Source organism: Bradyrhizobium sp. CSA112, assembly GCF_029051645.1.
GTDB lineage: Bacteria > Pseudomonadota > Alphaproteobacteria > Rhizobiales > Xanthobacteraceae > Bradyrhizobium.
This window is the reverse complement of sequence record NZ_JAACFS010000003.1, coordinates 250,872-267,611: the sequence shown is the minus strand read 5'-3', so window position 1 is coordinate 267,611 and position 16,740 is coordinate 250,872. Positions and strand designations below refer to the sequence as shown.

Sequence of the window (16,740 nt, the reverse complement as noted above, 5' to 3'; positions counted from 1 at the left end):
TGTAAAACAATGGCTTTCACCAATATTATGAAGTTGATCGAAGACTGCGAGTTGACCTCCAGGCAGAAGTCCGAACTGCGGGCAATTCTTACGACGCGAAAAGGTGACCTTAAGAAAGCGCTTGGCGACGTCGAGGCAGCCCTCAACAAGCTTAAGCGGAAGCGCAAGAAATCCGCGAAAGGCAAGCGTTGATCGTCCTGACCGCGCAACCATCGTGCGCGGTCCAAAATCTTCGACCAGGGACTTTGGCTCTTAGGTCAAGCCTATGCGCGAATGACACTGGCGCCATTCATAGGCGTTACCCCTGGTCGTTTTGAATTTGCGTGCCTGCCAGGTCCGCTAGCTTGTCCAAGAGGGCTTTGGCATCTTTCAGATCTGGCGTGTCGAAACCCTCGACGAACCAGCTGTAAATTGGCTGCAGAAGTGAAATAGCCTCAACGTATCTGCCTTCGTCGTGCCAATGCCTCGCGAGATCGGCGGCGGCGCGCAACTCCCACCAACGGGCCTGCTGTTGCCGCGCAATCGTCAATGCGCGCTGCAGTTCAGCTTCCGCCTCGCCTTTCTTGCCCAAGCTCAGGAGAATCTTGCCCCTCCGACGATACAGTTCAGCTTCGAAAAACTTTTCGCTTGTTGCTTCGGCAAGTTGGATAGCTTCATCGAGCAAACCAAGGCCAACTTCAGGCTGACCGAGGCTCGCATGAGCAAAAGCGATATGGCCAAGATAAAGGGTCCGACGGTTCCGTTCAAAGTTGCCTTCGGCTGCCACCAGAGCACTTCGCATCAGTTCGATCCCAAGTTGGGGATCACCGACCAGGGCCAACAAAGCGCCTCGAAAGAAACGCGCTCGTTGAGTGGTACTTGCAAATTCGTTATCGACGCTGATGGCTATCGCTTCATCAGCGTTGGTTAGGGCCCGCCGTTGATCACCACCTATCGTGCCGAGGACAGCCATGTTGCTTAAAGCTAAGGCGGTCGTGAAAGCGAGTCCTATCGCTCGGGCACGATTCTCGGCTTTTTCCGCTGCAGCGGCGGACTGCTCCGGATAGCCGAGAAGCAAAAGTATTGATGCGAGGAACGACAGGGCATGAACTTGATCGTCGACGCCGAAACGGCGATAAGTCGCAATCGTCTCTGGATTGGTCGCGCACAGTGCCAGCGTCCGCTCCAGATGAGCACGCGCATCAACGAAAGCGCCCATAAAATGCAACGTCTGGCCCATAAACCGGTTTGCAAGCGCCGATACTCCGGGATGCTTATGATTTGCCGCTAAGGCCAGGCATTGCCGAGCATCTTCGAGCGCCGCGGTATACTCCGCCCGCATGATGTGAGCCAAGTAGGTACCCCAGAGGATCGTCATCTGTTCCTTCAGAGTGCCACCATCGCCCAGCAGGTCGCGAGCGTGTGAAAATACCCTTGACGTTTCGTGAGCGGCATCGCCTTCGGTCGCCGCCACTGCCGGTCCGAGGGCCAGGTAAAGATCCAATTCTTTGCGAACGCGTTCGGGCGACTGTGATAATTCCTTCGTAAGCTCTATCCCCCGTCTAAGATGTTTGACGGCTTCAGCGTTTGCTGAGCGGCTGAGTGCGCGATTCCCAGCCTTGAGCCAGTAGTTGGTGGCGAGGTCAATGATGCCGGCTTCAGTGAAATGGTGCGCCAAGATTTCCGGCTCGCCCGTTACCACATCGGGAAAGCTCTCCTCTAATGTGCGCGCAATTTGACCGTGCAGTTGGTGCCGCCGGCTCTTGAGCAGTGTCTCATAGGCCGCATCTCGCACTAGCGCGTGTTTGAAACTGTAGACGGCTTCCGGCGGCTCGCCTTGGCGGTACACGAGTTCTGCCTGCTCAAGTTCGATGAGTGCATGCTTCAATGCGGTCTCGTCGCGCGCGACCACTGCACGGATCAACGAATAAGAGAATTCACGCCCGATGGCGGCGCCAACCTGGGCGATCTCCTTTACGGAGTACAGTCTGTCAAGCCGCGCCATCAAAGAGTCTTGAAGGGTCTCCGGGATAGCCAGGGGCGGAAGGGGCCCATTGAGCCGATAGCCGTCGGTCTGCTTGACTAGGATACCCGCTTCCAGAACGGTCTTGGTGAGTTCCTCCACGAACAGCGGATTTCCATCAGTCTTGTCGACGATCCGCTTCATCACCTCGGTGGGCAGCGCGCGTCCGCCGGCCACCTGCGTAACTATACTTTCAACGTTCTCCCGGTCGAGCCCGCCGAGCGTCAATGTGCCGACATTGGCGAGACCAGCCCAGGGCGGTTCGAACTCAGGTCGAAAGGTAACCAGTGCAAGGATCGGGAGTTGGCGTACCCGCTCGACTATGAGATCGAGTAGCTCCAAGGAGGTATCGTCGGCCCATTGCGCGTCTTCTATCAGCAATAGGATTGGTTGCTGCCGAGCATGACCCTCGAACTGATCGAGCAGCGCCGCAAGCGTCCGCCGCCGCTGCTGCGCCGGGCTAAACACCAGTTGGGGATACCGGCCGCCCGACGGGATCGATAGCAGTGCGGCAAAAAGCGGCGCGACGGCCTGAACCTCTGTCGTACCTAACGTGAGCAGCGCTTCCAGCTTGTCTAGTCGTAACTCGGGCGTATCGTCTGCTTTGAACCCCGCCGCTCGTTCCAACTGGTTAATCACTGGATGAAGCGCGCTGTTGGCATGGTACGGTGAGCATTGGTAACGAAACTGCGTGTGCGGTTGCCTGGTGATGCACTCGGCGAGAGCTGCTGCAAGACGGGACTTGCCGATTCCCGCCTCACCCGAAATCAAAATGATTTGTCCATCACCCTTCCAGGCCAAGCGTTGACGTTCGAGCAGGAAATCCATCTCGGCCTCACGACCGATGAGATCAGCCAAACCGGTTGGGCGGACCGCCTTGAAGCGGCTCTCGGAGGCTAGCAAGCCCTCGACCGCCCACGCCCTGACTCGTTCGGTAATACCTTTGAGCTCGTGCTGGCCGAGATCGCGCAGAAGGAAATGATCCCCAAGCAGCCGGCGCGTGGACTCGGCGACCACGACCGTATTTGGCTCGACCAACGTCTGCAGGCGAGCTGCAAGGTTCGGGGCGTCCCCGACCACAGCATGCTCCCGCAGCTTGCCCTCGCCACCACGGTCGCCGACCACCACTATCCCGGTGGCGATGCCAATGCGGACCGAGAGAGGTTCGCCAGCACGCGTTTCGAGCCGCGCAACAGCGGCAATAATATCGAGCCCTGCTCGTACGGTTCGCTCGGCATCGTCCTCGTGCGCGCGGGGATAGCCAAAATAGGCCAGTATTCCGTCTCCGCGGAAATCGGCAAGGAAACCATCATAGGACAGCGTGATACGGGCACAGGCAGCATGGTAGGCATCGATCACCGCACCCATGTCTTCCGGATCAAGTCGAGCAGTTAGAGCTGTCGAACCGACTAGATCGCAGATCATCACGGTGAGGTGACGGCGTTCAGCGACTTGGCCGTTTTGCCCATTCTGCCCAATACCCGTCCCGGTGACTGCGCGCGGAGGGCCGGCGACCAGCACGCTGATGGCTCTCATAAGGCGCTTCCTGTCGCCTAGCGGGATCCCCATCCTTTCGAGATCGACCTCTGTCAGTTCTGTCAGTACGTCGCTGTCGATCGCGTTTGCGACGAATGCTGTCTCGTATCGTCCCAATCCTAGGTTTCGCAGCCAGCTGCCAACGTCCATGGTAGCGCCCTAGTTTGTACATGGGGTCAAGTATATCAGACGGAAGTTGTTAAGACCCAGGCCAGTATCCTATGTATTTCTGGCTTGATAGTGTGCGTGGGTACAATGAAAATTGTCAACGTACGGCAGGCCATGGCTGATCCACGTGCAATCCAGAAGGCAGACCGTGTTTTCCTGCCCTAGGTCACCTCAGTGTGGTGCAAGGCTCAACGCCGTCCGCTTCTGCCTGGATTTTGCTGTCTGGAATTGCCTGCTTACGTACCTCAACCGGCTTCGATCGAAGCACTGGTATCCATCTGCGCGATCGCGCTGCTTGCAGCCGAGTTCCGACATGCCGCGATTCCAGGGTCGAAAGAATCGCCTCGCTCCTGTTCGCGCTTTTTTTCGTCTACTTCCTCAAGAGCACGATCCTGGGCTACGCGACAGAACCGAAGGTCCTAGGGGGCATCGATTTTGACCAGCCCATTCCGCAAGTCGCACCCTGGACACCGATCTATTTCCCGCTGCTGCTGTCTGCAGCCTTCGGATACTGGATCTGACCGACGAATTCGTACCCGAGCCTGCCGCGAAAGATGGCCGCCGGGACCTTTGCAATCATCCGGGTGACATTCGTCACGCTGTTCATTTCAATTTTGTGCACAGGATTTGGGGCGTTCTATCTCACATCTCCGCGGTTGATGAAGAGCGAGATCCTGCCGGCGCTCGCAGGCACCTTCCTTGCGGCGTTCCAGGGCACGGCGATCATGGGCCTATTTCATGGGATCGGCTTTATTGCTTTTGGCATTTTCTTCGGATGCCTGATCGTGCTCGTTGCCATGGCGCATCAAAGTGCCTCACCTTGCCTTCGTCGGAATCATCGAATGAGCGGGTAGATATTTCTCCGCTGTCAATATTGCTGCGGCCCCGACCGAATGGTCCTGGCTCAACCTGATTGCAGGGCTCTTTGCCGTGGCAATCGCGTTCGCCGGCTTTAGATCAGTAGGCCTACCCATTATTATCTTGTGGCTCGCCTATCTGCTGCCGTGGGGGCTTCTCTGGATCGCGCTCGCCTATGTCTCGGGCCGCTAACCTGCGGGCGCAAAAAGGCCGCCCAGTTGGGGGTGGCTGATCTGCGCGATTTGATATCGCAATTTGAGACGGTTGCGGGGGCACAGAGTCACCGATATCGGCATCGCTCTGGGTTTCCGCTTTGTTTTAGCGTCAAGAATGGCGCTGCAATCCGAGGATTGGCACTACCTAGGGATCGAGGAGAAAACCTAACGTACGGAAAGCTGGCTAACCGTCACTGAGAAGACGAATCCGTAGTCACCGACCCCGAGATTGGCTCTGAAACGGCGGCTGAGCTGAACCCGAACAACATCCTCCGCGAACAGGGGTTGCCGGTATCGCCATGCGTGCCCAGGCGATGCATCCAACGACTACCGCGCCGACCAGCGCGAAGGCCTCGCGCCACCATTGCGGGACAGCGCCGATATTGCCGAGGCTGAAGGTTACGTTATAGCCGGCAAATGCCGCTGGAGCGGCGAACAGCAGCGCAATAACGAGACGGACAGCGGGAGAACGGGTGACGGAGAAAATATACTGCCCGGTCATAAGTCCGAAGGCAGCCGCGACGAAGCCAATGACGACGGCGCCGATCGGACCGATTCCAGTTCGATACGTGTAGATCCCTGCCGTCGTGCCAACGAAAAACGGCAACGCATAAACTGCCAGCACGAATAATGCCCAACAGAGGAAGCCAAGTCCGGCGATATTGAGAAGAATGCCAATAACGATCATGGTGACAGGTCCCGTAACAAGTATTGCGGGGTTACGCCTTCCACCACCACCGCGGCTCACGGTTGAATGTAGCCGAGAACGAGAGTTGAAGAGAATGGAAATTTGCTATCGACGTCTCTCTTTCGTCAGGCCAGAGGTTCGCGCTGTTCCGTGACTGCGGCGCTCACGCAGCGCCGCTACCGAATTTCCAGACGGGAATACCGAGCTTCCGCGCCTTGTCGGCGAGATTGTCCTGGATACCGGTGCCTGGGAACACCATTATCCCAACCGGCAAAATGTCTAGTATCTGGTCGTTGCGCTTGAAGGGGGCCGCCTTGCCGTGCCGGGTCCAGTCCGGTTTGAAAGCGATCTGCCGTACTTTGCGGTGATCGGCCCAGCGGGAGGCGATTCGTTCGGCGCCCTTCTGTGATCCGCCATGCAGCAGGACCATGTCGGGATATTTGGTACGGACTTTGTCGAGCGTGTCCCAGATCAGCCGGTGATCGTTGCAATCGAGCCCACCGGTGAGAGCGATCTTGGTCCCTGCGGGCGTAAGCGGCTCAAGGGCTGCGCGACGCTTTGCTGCAAGAAAGTCGCGACTGTCAATCATGGCTGCGGTCAGTGCGCGGTGATTCACCAACGATCCGGAGCGGGGTCGCCAGGGTGATCCGGTGTGGCGTTCGAACTGCTCGGCCGCCTGGTCGCGCAAGAACTCAATAGTATTGCGGCGTTCGATAAGAGTCATACCCTCCGCGATGAGGCGTTCCAATTCGACCGAGCGGATCTCCGAGCCATCCTGATCCTTCTGGCCGCGTCTTTGCGCCAGTTCATTGTCATCGAGATCGCGTTCGATTCGCTCGGCGGCGTGGTGGAAGAGATTGACTGTCGACCACAGCAGATTGTCGAGGTCCGGTTCGAGGCGGGTCTCGCCGAGCGTCGCGATCAGGGCATCGAAGATGTCGGCGACGGCGTTGGCTACGGTGCGCGCTTCCGGCAGCGGTCTGGGGTCGGGTTCGTCCTGGAAGGGGTGATAGCCGTAGAGCTGGAGTTCTGTGAGGACGTGATCGGTGGGAGATGTCGTGAGCAGGTCGTAGGTCTGTTCGTCGCGATCAGTCGTCATGGAGGCTTCCCTTTGCCGGTTTGGCCGCGCCCATCGCGGCCTTCATGGCGACGACGGGCGGCGGGCGGCGAGGGCTTGCACCGTGGAGCGCTGCGAAGCGGCCGAAGCGCAGCGGAGGATGGCGGGAGCCGGCTATTTTGCTTCGCGATGTAGAGCGCCCGCGAGGGCGCGACGGAAAATAGCCGGCTCCCTCCATTGCCTGGCCCGACCGCTTGCCGCAAGGTCGCCCTCTCAGAAGGCCGGGGTGCGGTCCTCTCCGGCATGATGGGAAACCAGCGAGCGGCAAGGCGCGTCAGCCCGGTTGGCGCGGATCATTTTCCTGTCTCGGTTCAAACTCCGGCACTCATGAAGCGCGCCACGTCTTCAGGAACAAGCCGAACACGCAAGGCTGCTCGAACCGCATCGATGCCGAGATTGGAGATATCTTCGTTGAAATCCCCGGAACGCGGCGACAGTGGAATCGTCTCGATTCCACTCATTCGAGCCCGTGCGCTCAAGCTCTCTGCCGCGCCATCGCCGGCAGGGTCGTTATCGCGGACGATGTAGATCCGGCGCAACGTTGCAGCAAACAGGATGGCGGTCAGATGAGCGGCGGAAAGAGCCGCTACCATCGGCATATCTGGCAAGACGCTGCGGATGGACAGCATCGTTTCAATTCCCTCGCCTGCAGCTATCACGTCGTCAGCGAAGCCGAACCGAACGGCATTGCCGAGCAGATGGCCCATCGCACGCCGTGGCGTTTCGATCGGCGCTTTACCGCCGCTGCAGAGATCGAGCCGGCTCGGATCCAGGTAAGTGCGATGCGCACCGGTAATCTCACCATCGAGATTGGTAACTGCCGCGATCATCGCCGGCCATGTCTCGGTCGACATCTGTGGATCGGGGCGGTAGTAGCAGCGCGGATGAAACCGAAGACTGCCTACATCGTGTAAGGCCGTGATGCCGCGCATCCGCAGATAACTTTCCACGATCGTACCGGCAATTGGCTGCGACATGGCAAATAGTCGCCGCGCCGATTCCGGCGAGCCGCTCGATACGAACGAAGGGCTCAATCGCCGCGCTGGATCCGCCTTGGGTCGCGGTAGCTTGAGGAAACGCCGCGCCTCTTTGGTAACATCGTGAAAATCGACCAAGCCGCAGCTTTCACGGATCACGTCGAGCAGATCGCCATGCTCACCTGTAGCCGCATCGGTCCATTTGCCAGCGACGCGTTTGCCGGACGCATCGTCAATTAATCGTACAAACATTGAGCGGCCAGTTGTGTTCCTGGCGTCGCCGACTTGCCAATAATTGCCAATGCGCCGGCCGTTAGAGAGATAATGACGGCATACCGCCTCGGCCTCATGCGCCAAGCGAAATGCCAGCTCGGAACCATGCCTCTTCATGATCATTCCCCCCTCCGGTCGAGCACCGAAGTGCCGGCCTTCACGCGGCAGACGTTGGGCTGGCCCAAGGCAACCTTGTTGAAGGGAATATCACCGGACGGCCTGAGTTTGATGCTTGTCATGTTCGACTCTCCGCGACGGGCGGCCGAAAGCCTCTCTCTCGACCTCCAACCCGTCACGAGAATCCGATTCCCCTCTCACTCTCTCACGTACGACTCGCAACCGACAGCTGAAATGACGCAGGTTTCTTCGCGCGGGCTTTCCCCCTCTCCAACATGAGTAGCATCGACTATACGAGGCACGGTTGAGATGATTTCTAGTCAATCAACCTGGTTAGGCTTTCGGTGCTTCCAGGAAGACAAATGAGTTCAAGAACTGGCGGCGCCAGAGGAAATTTCGATCGACCTCGCTGAGATTTGCCTCGTCACATACGGCGGACCAGCGGCGTTTGATCGTTTTGACCTGGTTGGTCGCGAGCAGGATTGCCTCGGCATCGCTCATCAGAAACAGCCGCGCTGCTTTCAGGCACAGAGCGATTTGGCTTGTACGCTCCTGGCCCATGATCAACATGGCTGGCGTTGCTCTCCGCCTGTCCGATTTTGCGGGCAGATATCATAGGCAGGGGCCCAATGACAGTTCGTTGCCGTTCCAGAAAGCAGCGTGATTGCGCGCATGGTCATCGGTATTTCCACAGAGAATGTTGAACAGCATTCGGGCAAAGAGTTCTTTTAGAGTCTCCCTCGGCGCTTGAAACCGATGACGAATGATGGTCGCGAGTTGCTCATAGCTGGCATAGCGGGCCATCAGTTCGTCTAGTTCAAGTAGCGTGAGGGCAGAAACCATGGCTTTCCGGCTCCAGCCTCCTTCCACTTTATCAAAGCGTTCGATGAGGAGGACGTCCTTTCCCGCTGCGCGCTCAAGGCTCACTGGGGCAGCGGTCAGGCCGACTTCGGAGGCGAGACGCATGGCGATGTACTCGGCTTTGACGACGGCGTAGAGGTCGTTCTGCGATGAGAACTTCGCAACAAATTTCTTGTTGCCCGACGTGATCATCACCTTGGGGCGAGCCCCCCGATCGAGCTTCCATTGAGAAGGGCCTGATCGAGTTCGGCCGGGAGTGGAACGCCCTCTTCAACCAGCGCTGCGGCGCCCAGGAGGTCGTGGAGAGAGGCGTCAGCTCCTTCTCGTGCCACGTAGTTCGCGGAGGATGCCTGAAAATCCAGTGCGCCGATGCGGTCTGAGCCGGATTCCAACAGATAGGTGAACTCGTCGACACTACCCGGATCGACGTTCTTGCTTTGCGCTCCGAATTCTCGATTGGTAATGCCTCACAAATAGACCATTTTACCTTAGATGGACTATTTATGGGCCATCTGTCAGTTTGACCGGAGAAATAGCGCCGAAGCGAAGCGCAGGCCGGGGAAAGAGGCAGCCGCAGGAGCGTCAGCATAGCGCCGACGCTGAAAGCGGCGGGACGCGGGACCGACTGCTGTCGCGAGACCGGTTAAGAAGGCACCCGCAGAGGGGCAGTGATAGCGACGCCGGCATGAAATGACGGCGGGCCCCGAAAGCGAGTGCCTCCGGCGAGCGACTCATGATCGCGCGAGGGATCGAAGCGGGATGGCGTGCCCCGTCGAGGCGTGGAGAACAAGGGAACGTTCGGAGGAATGCAGCCCTGGTCGTTTCTCGGAATGACCTATTTGCCCGTCCATGACGGCTTGCGCTTCTCGCCGAAGGCTTTGAGGCCTTCCTTGGCGTCTTCCGTCATCGCCAGCAGCGCGATCTGGCTTTCTGTATAGGCGATGCTCTCGTCGAACGACATAGAGGCAATCGCCCGCATCGCATACTTGCCGCGCCGGATCGCAGTCGGGGACTTGTCCACGATGCGGCTGACCAGCCAGTCGACTTTGGCGTCGAGCTCGGCCGCCGGCACTACGTAATTCAGGAGCCCGGCAGCCTGCGCCGCGCGCGCATCGAACGGTTCGCCAGTCAAAGACCATTCGCTGACTAGCCGCTTTGGCGCGATCGACTGCAGCAGGCTCAACACCTGCATCGGGAACACGCCGACCTTCACCTCGGGCAAACCGAAAATCACATGATCGGCAGCGACCGCCATGTCGGTCATGCACAACAGGCCCATGCCGCCGGCCATGCAGACGCCCCCTACCCGCGCGATCGCGGGTTTGGTGGCGTTCTGCGACAGCCGCAGCAGGTCGGCGTAGTCGACATTTGGCTTGGAATAATCAGCCGCGAAGGCAGCGCCGCTGTGCTGCAGGTCGGCACCGGCACAAAACGCCTTGTCGCCCGCCCCCGTCAGCACGATGACGCGGACATCCTTGTCGTCATGCGCTTCGCGATAGCCGCTGGCGATGCCGGCGACCACATCGGCATTGATGGCGTTGCGCTTGTCTGGCCGGTTGATGGTAATCCAGAACGCCTGTCCGCGCTTTTCGCGTATCACGCTGCTCGTGTCAGTCATTGTCCCGCTCACCTGTTTGCAATTGCTTGACAATCATTTGCGGCAGGACGGCGGTGGACTGCAAGCGGGAATTAGGCTGCCGGCGCGGCCTTCCTGACCCAGACCTTGTTGTCATGGAATGCCGCACCGCCGACCGGCGCAACCGCTTCGGCTCCGGTCAGCATGTTGATGCCGCGGCCGCCGATATGGGCCTTGTTCGGATGGATGGACTCGGCAATCAGCACGCCGCGGCGCAGGCCGTCGAACACCCTTACGGTCAGCGTAGTTTCGCCCCGCATGTTGCCGAGCGTCACGGCGTCGCCATCGACAATCGAAAGGCTTGCGGCGTCTTCCGGGTGCATCATCACCGTCGGTGCGCCTTCGCGAGCTTGCGATCCCGGCGTCTCATTGAAACTGGTATTGAGATAGCTGCGTGACGGCGAGGTGGCGAGACGGAACGGATGCTTCTCATCCGCCTCCTCGATGACCGTCCAGTGATCGGGCAGCGACGGCATCTGCGTCCAGGGACCGAGGCCCGGATTGCCGAAGGGAGGATTGGCCCAGTCGGCCTTGAAGTGAAACTTCTTGTCGGTGTGCGCAAAACCGTCGAGATAATGGGAGGTGCGAAAATCCGGCTGAATGTCGCGCCACAGATCCGCTTCCAGCGTCTCGATGTCACCGTGACCGCTCTGCTTCAGCGTCGCATCGATCAGTTCGCGCGGCGACATGTCAAAGCCGGGATGCACGACGTTGAGGCGGCGGCCGAGGCCCTGCAGCACCTCGTGGTTGGAACGGCACTCGCCGGGCGGATCGATCAGCTTGGCGCCGACCGAAATATGCTGGTGGCCACCGCCATAATAGAGATCGTCATGTTCCATGAACATCGTGGCCGGAAGCACGACGTCGGCCATGGCAGCCGTCTCGGTCACGAACTGCTCGTGCACCGCGACGAACAGATCTTCGCGCGCAAAGCCCTGACACACCAGCGCCTGCTCAGGCGCGACCGTAACAGGATTGGTGTTTTGTATCAGCATCGCCTTGACGGGGCCGCCGCCCTTCAGGGCGTTCGTGTCACCAGTCAGGATGCGCCCGATTTTGGACTGGTCGAGCCAACGCGTCGTACGGTCGATCGCGTCATGGCCCTCGATGATGGATTCGTTGAAGTTCCATATCGCCGCGTTGTTGAAGAAAGCGCCGCCACCTTCATATTGCCAAGCGCCTGTCACCGCCGGAATACACAGCGCCGCATGCATCTGCGCCGCACCGTTGCGGCTGCGGGTAAAGCCGTAACCAAGGCGGAAGAACGACCGCTGGGTCTGGCCGACAAGGCGCGCGAATGCTTCGATCTCCTCGACCGGCACACCTGAGATTTTCGACGCCCATTCCGGCGTACGCGTCGCCAGATGCGATTCCAGTTCGTCAGGGCAATCGGTGTAGCGTTCCATATAGGCGCGGTCCGCGTAACCCTCGCGGAACAGCACGTGCATGACGCCGCAGGCGAAGGCGCCGTCGGTGCCGGGGCGAAGCAGGATCTTGATATCCGCCTGCTTCATGGTGTCGTTGTTGTAGATGTCGATAGCTGCAATCTTGGCACCGCGCTCCTTGCGGGCGCGCGAGGCATGCGTCATCACGTTGACCTGGGTATTCACCGGATTGGTGCCCCAGATCACAACGAGATCGGAGACGCCCATCTCGCGCGGATCGACGCCGGCGATCTTGCCGGTGCCGATGGCAAAGCCGACGCGCGCAATGTTGGCGCAGATGGTCGAATAGTAGCGCGAATACTTCTTCACATGCGAAAGGCGGTTGATGCCGTCGCGCATGACCAGCCCCATGGTGCCGGCGTAGTAATAGGGCCAGACCGATTCAGCGCCGAATTCGCGCTCGGCCTGATCGAACCGTGCTGCGATTTCATCGAGAGCTTCATCCCAGGAAATCCGCGCGAACTGGCCCGAACCCTTTGGTCCGGTGCGGCGCATCGGATAGAGTAGCCGGTCGGGATGATGAATGCGCTCGGCGTAGCGCGCGACTTTCGCGCACACGACGCCCGCCGTATAGGTCTGCAGCTTGGAGCCGCGGACCCGGCCGATCGAGCGACCGTCGATGACCTCGACATCGAGCGCGCAGGCCGACGGACAATCGTGCGGACAGGTGGAATGGCGGATATCGACCTTGGCATGCTGGTTCATGCGCCTTAGGTAACATCAAACGCCGCGGTCGCCGAGGGGGTTTGTCCGGCAGTGCACCTGCAAAAACGGCCTTGAGCCATGCATCAGGCGCCCAAATAGGCGCCGCCATTGGTGTGGATCGCCTGCCCGTTGATGTAGCGCGCGGCGGGCCCGCACAGAAAACGCACGGTTGCAGCGACATCCTCCGGCAGGCCCCGATTGCCGGCGATGGTCTGATGAATCAAATGATGCGCCGGCTCCGGTTTGTCCTTGGGCCGTGGCGTGCCGATCAGGCCGGGAACTACGCAGTTCACGGTGATGCCGTCATCGGCAAGGTCATGGGCCAGCGCCCGGGTCAGGCCGATGATCCCGGCCTTCGCCGTCACCACATGCGCGCGATTCTTGGCCCCCGTATGCGCGCTGAGGCCGCCGATATTGACAATGGTGCCACCGCCCGACTTTCGCAGCGCCGGCAGGCAGGCCTTCACGCAATGAAACGTTCCATCGAGGATCACATCGAGGATTTCGCGCCACGTGGCGTAGTCCATCTCGGCGAACGGCTTTTCGCGACGCAGCGCCGCGTTGTTGACGAGGATATCGATACGGCCGAATTGCTGAACGGCAGCATCCGCCATGGCCTGCACCGCCGTAGCGTCGGCGACGTCGCCGATATGAACCAGCGCCTTGCCGCCCGCGGCTTCGATCTCGCGCGCAACCGCATCCGCCTCGGCACGATTGCTGCGGGCATTGACCACGATCGACGCACCGCCCTCCGCCAGAGTCAACGCGATCGCGCGGCCGATATTGCGGCCTGCACCGGTGACGATAGCGACTTTGCCTATCAGTTCTTTGGTCATCTGCTCTCTCTCCACGTCATGCCCGGCCTTGTGCCGGGCATCCACGTCTTCCTTCTTGCATCAGAAGACGTGGATGGCCGGGACGAGCCCGGCCATCACGATAATCAGTTGCGCAGCAAGCCCAAATCGACACGGCCGTTATACAGCCCCGCCATCAGTTTCAACGCCGCATCGCTTTGTGCGGCGCTCCAGCCGCCGTGCTCGGCGTTGAGCCGAAATTTGTCGATCACATCCTGCCGCGTCAGCGGTTCATGCCCGCCTCCCCGCAGATATGGCTGCCGCTCTTCCACCACCCTGCCATTCTTGAGGGTGATGCGGATGTGGCCGGTATAATTGTTGGGATAGGGATTGTCCGGGTCGATCACGAATTTCACCTTGGCGGCGAGCGCCAGCACGCGCGCATCGCGAATCGCACTTTGCGTGAACGTCCCGAGCCCGACGCCGCCATGAACGAATCCGGTGGCCAACAGATATGGCACGGCAAACTTGGCGGCATAGCCGTTGGGCGGACGCTGTTTGTCGGGGAGCGGCTCCCATAGCCGGTGCACCGTGCCCTCCGCTACCTCACAGACGATCTCAGCGACGTCTTCCGGCTTGATGCCCCGCGCGGCCAGGCGGCGCGCGCAATCGATGTAGGGCTGCGCCATCGTTCCGCATGGATAAGGCTTGAACGCCAGCGTGTCCGTCACCCAGCGCGTGCCGAAATCACCGGTCAGTGCGGCGTAGTCGCCCTGGGCGGTGTGTGCAAAGCCATGGAACAGCCCGTGCACGCCCTCGAACACTGTGCGTGGTCCGACGAACCCTGCCCGCGCCAATAGCGCGGCGCGGATGCCCGATTGCGCCGCCCATCCGGCATGCAGCCGTTTGGTCCAGGCGCCTTCCGCGAGATATTCGATGATGCCGCCGGCCATGCTGCCGGCGATTCCAAGCGCATCGACGATCTGCCTGGCGTTGAGGCCGAGCGCTGCGCCGACACCGGCGGCGGCGCCCATCGTGCCGAAGATCGCCGTCGGGTGGAAACCGGCCTTGTGAGCGGCCTTCGGCACCACGAGACTTAAACGGCAGAGCACTTCGGCGCCGACCGCGATGCCGATCAGCGCCATCCGGCCATCCGGATTATGCCGCTCGCCCGCGGCGAGCACCGCTGGCACGATCACGGCGCCTGCATGCACCGGGCCGCCCTCGAAAGTGTCATCGAAATCCTCGCCATGCGCGGCAGTGCCGTTGACGAAGGCGGCGCCCGCTGCATTCAGCGTGCGCCTGTGCCCAATCGTCGTGCAGGGACCGTCATCGTCGCAACCAGCCAACGCGCTTTTGACGTAGTCCTGATGGCGCGCGGTGACGCACAGGCCGACCACATCGATCAGCAGGTCCTCACATTTGCGCGCGGTCGCTTCCGGCAATGCGCCAGGCCTGAGTGCGACGATCTTTTCGGCCAGCGTTTCAGCGACCGAAATCCTGGGCAGTCCCGAGGCCATGCTGATCAAACGCGGAAGATTTTTGTGTAGCGCGCCTTGATGGCCTCGCTTTCCTTCTCCACCGCCGCCGCGTCATCCTTCATGGTCTTGATGTCCTTGAGCAGCGTGCGTCCCGCCTTCTCGACCGTTTGCGAATGCACCGAGCGGAGGCCGCCGACATCGACGATCAGTTGCTGGGCCTCACGGCTGAGGCTGAACGACTGGAACAGCCTTGCCGCATTGGGATTGGGTGCATCCTTGAAGACGCCGTTCGGTCCGATGATCAGCGGCGACCCTTCCGTGGCGTAAACCGGCGCGACCGGACGGCCCGCCTCCTTCATCTGGAAGATGTTGTATTCATTGCCGTCGGCCATCACCGCGCGCTCGCCGAGATCGAGCTTCTTCGGCGGATCGGCCGACGACTGCACCTGCATGATGTTCTGCCTGGCGAGTTTCTCGAAGAAGCTCCAGCCGAGATCGCGCTGCATCTGATAGGTCGCGGTCATGATGGTGCCGCTGTAGCCCGGATGCGCCTTGACGATCTTGCCCTTCCATTTGGGATCGAGCAGATCGGCAAAACTCTTCGGCGCGTCCTCCGCCTTCACCAGATTGGTGTTGTAAGCGATGATGCTGAGCCAGACGCGGAAGCTCGCAAACTGGCCGTCCGGATCCTTGTGCTCGGCCGGATAGAACTTTGCGACATCCTCCGGCACGTAAGGCGCCAGGATGCCGTCGCGCTTCCAGACGATGAAATGGGCGGCATCGGACGAGTTCACGACATCAACCGCATGGATGTTGCTGGAATACTCCTGGCCGATGCGTTGGAACAGGCGCTCCGCACCGGTGCGTTCAACGCGCACCGCGATGCCTGGATATTTCGCCTCGAACGCCTTGGCCAGCTTCTCCGCGACCGGCAAATCGGTCGAGGTGTAATAGATGACCTTGCCTTCCTTCTTGGCCGCTTCGATCAGCGCCGGCGTCACCGCTTCGGGTGGCGGCGCTGCGGCCATCACGCGCGTGGAAAATGCTGCGCCTGCGAGAACAGCCCCTGTGCCAGCCAGCACGTGACGGCGTGAAATCCCTGGGTGTTTCATGTTCTCGTTCCCCGCGCTTGTTGGCGAAGTTAAGTACCCTCGAGCCCGGGCATTATTCCTATGGATTGAGCGCTGTCCATGGCTGATGCGCCTGGCCGTCGCCAGCTACGCCCAAATGCTACTGCGCAGGACAGGCCGCGCCGGTTTTCACCCACGCCTCGACCAGCGCACCGGCCTGCTTTTGCGTGCCGGGCACGGGGCTGCGGCCGGTGCCCGGAGCCCAGGCCCAACCAACCAGCGTATCCTCGCCGATATGATGGATGAGTTCCTCGAGCTTGCGCCCGCCGTTGCGTGCGGGGTCCTTAAGCTGCGTGCAGATTTCAGCAACCGTCTTGCCCTCCCACGCCATTTCGCGCGGTGCGAGGTGCCATTCCGGATGGCCCGGCATGCGACCGGGTTCGAAGTTCGCATGCTTGTGGCAGATCGAGCAGCGCATCGCGGCAAGGCCATGGCCATCCGCGCCGCGCGTGACCGGCGGCTGGTGTAGCCGCCCCTCGTCGCCCTGCCGCGGCCGGTCGGTTGCGGGATGGCAATTCGTGCAGCGAGGATGCGTCAACACCTTGCCAAGTTCGGTGAACATGGCCGCCGAGCGCGCATCGGTATCGGCAATCGAACCAAAGCTGTCGGGGCTGGCAAGCGAATGCGATGCAGTTTGGGATGCTGCGTAACCGGTAAACATGCTGGTCGCGACCGCAACGAGAGCGACCACGATCTGAAACCGCAATTCCGATTTCATGGCGCGTTCCCCTGCCCGG

The 16,740-nt window shown here is 60.4% G+C and carries 13 protein-coding genes and 1 pseudogene; 3 read left to right on the top strand and 11 right to left on the bottom strand.

From position 1 onward, the window contains the following. Positions 1–9: 9 nt before the first annotated feature. The gene (locus tag GWE18_RS08780; protein WP_275185365.1) at positions 10–192 is read left to right on the top strand and encodes a hypothetical protein; all 183 of its coding nucleotides are present in this window, start codon (positions 10–12) and stop codon (positions 190–192) included. A gap of 106 nt (positions 193–298) precedes the next feature. On the opposite strand, the gene GWE18_RS08775 is transcribed toward GWE18_RS08780, so the two are convergent. Continuing rightward, positions 299–3,688 (bottom strand): adenylate/guanylate cyclase domain-containing protein, encoded by a 3,390-nt coding sequence (locus GWE18_RS08775; protein ID WP_275185364.1) that lies wholly within the window; start codon positions 3,686–3,688, stop codon positions 299–301. Positions 3,689–3,882: 194 nt separating this feature from the next. On the opposite strand from GWE18_RS08775, the gene GWE18_RS08770 reads away from it, so the two are divergent. Beyond that, positions 3,883–4,227 carry a hypothetical protein gene (locus tag GWE18_RS08770; RefSeq protein WP_275185363.1) on the top strand — a complete coding sequence of 115 codons (345 nt, stop codon included), beginning with the start codon at positions 3,883–3,885 and terminating at the stop codon, positions 4,225–4,227. A gap of 33 nt (positions 4,228–4,260) precedes the next feature. Then, positions 4,261–4,560 carry a hypothetical protein gene (locus GWE18_RS08765; protein WP_275185362.1) on the top strand — a complete coding sequence of 100 codons (300 nt, stop codon included), beginning with the start codon at positions 4,261–4,263 and terminating at the stop codon, positions 4,558–4,560. Between the two features lie 433 nt (positions 4,561–4,993). Here the strand turns inward: GWE18_RS08765 and GWE18_RS08760 are convergent, their stop codons facing one another. The 10 genes and pseudogenes from GWE18_RS08760 to GWE18_RS08715 all read right to left on the bottom strand — a co-directional run bounded on the left by GWE18_RS08760 (position 4,994) and on the right by GWE18_RS08715 (position 16,721). Further along, positions 4,994–5,467, bottom strand: coding sequence for a hypothetical protein (locus GWE18_RS08760; RefSeq protein WP_275185361.1), 474 nt, complete (start codon positions 5,465–5,467; stop codon positions 4,994–4,996). 163 nt (positions 5,468–5,630) lie between these two features. After that, complete coding sequence (locus tag GWE18_RS08755; RefSeq protein ID WP_275185360.1) at positions 5,631–6,566, bottom strand: DUF2493 domain-containing protein; 936 nt, start codon at positions 6,564–6,566, stop codon at positions 5,631–5,633. Between the two features lie 329 nt (positions 6,567–6,895). After that, the gene (locus tag GWE18_RS08750; RefSeq protein WP_275185592.1) at positions 6,896–7,951 is read right to left on the bottom strand and encodes a toprim domain-containing protein; all 1,056 of its coding nucleotides are present in this window, start codon (positions 7,949–7,951) and stop codon (positions 6,896–6,898) included. Between the two features lie 333 nt (positions 7,952–8,284). Beyond that, a pseudogene (locus GWE18_RS08745) lies at positions 8,285–9,225 on the bottom strand (HipA domain-containing protein); the annotation flags it as partial. A 422-nt stretch (positions 9,226–9,647) separates the two neighbouring features. After that, a complete protein-coding gene (locus GWE18_RS08740) occupies positions 9,648–10,430 on the bottom strand; it encodes an enoyl-CoA hydratase/isomerase family protein (RefSeq protein ID WP_275185359.1) in 783 nt (260 codons plus the stop codon). 71 nt (positions 10,431–10,501) lie between these two features. Beyond that, the gene (locus GWE18_RS08735; RefSeq protein WP_275185358.1) at positions 10,502–12,598 is read right to left on the bottom strand and encodes a molybdopterin oxidoreductase family protein; all 2,097 of its coding nucleotides are present in this window, start codon (positions 12,596–12,598) and stop codon (positions 10,502–10,504) included. Between the two features lie 83 nt (positions 12,599–12,681). Then, positions 12,682–13,434 carry a 3-oxoacyl-ACP reductase family protein gene (locus GWE18_RS08730; protein ID WP_275185357.1) on the bottom strand — a complete coding sequence of 251 codons (753 nt, stop codon included), beginning with the start codon at positions 13,432–13,434 and terminating at the stop codon, positions 12,682–12,684. Between the two features lie 104 nt (positions 13,435–13,538). Then, positions 13,539–14,912, bottom strand: a complete 1,374-nt coding sequence (locus GWE18_RS08725) for an MmgE/PrpD family protein (RefSeq protein ID WP_275185356.1) — start codon at positions 14,910–14,912, stop codon at positions 13,539–13,541. A 5-nt stretch (positions 14,913–14,917) separates the two neighbouring features. Continuing rightward, positions 14,918–15,985, bottom strand: a complete 1,068-nt coding sequence (locus GWE18_RS08720; protein ID WP_275185355.1) for an extracellular solute-binding protein — start codon at positions 15,983–15,985, stop codon at positions 14,918–14,920. Between the two features lie 118 nt (positions 15,986–16,103). Beyond that, the gene (locus GWE18_RS08715; protein WP_275185354.1) at positions 16,104–16,721 is read right to left on the bottom strand and encodes an Isoquinoline 1-oxidoreductase subunit; all 618 of its coding nucleotides are present in this window, start codon (positions 16,719–16,721) and stop codon (positions 16,104–16,106) included. Between the last annotated feature and the right edge of the window lie 19 nt (positions 16,722–16,740).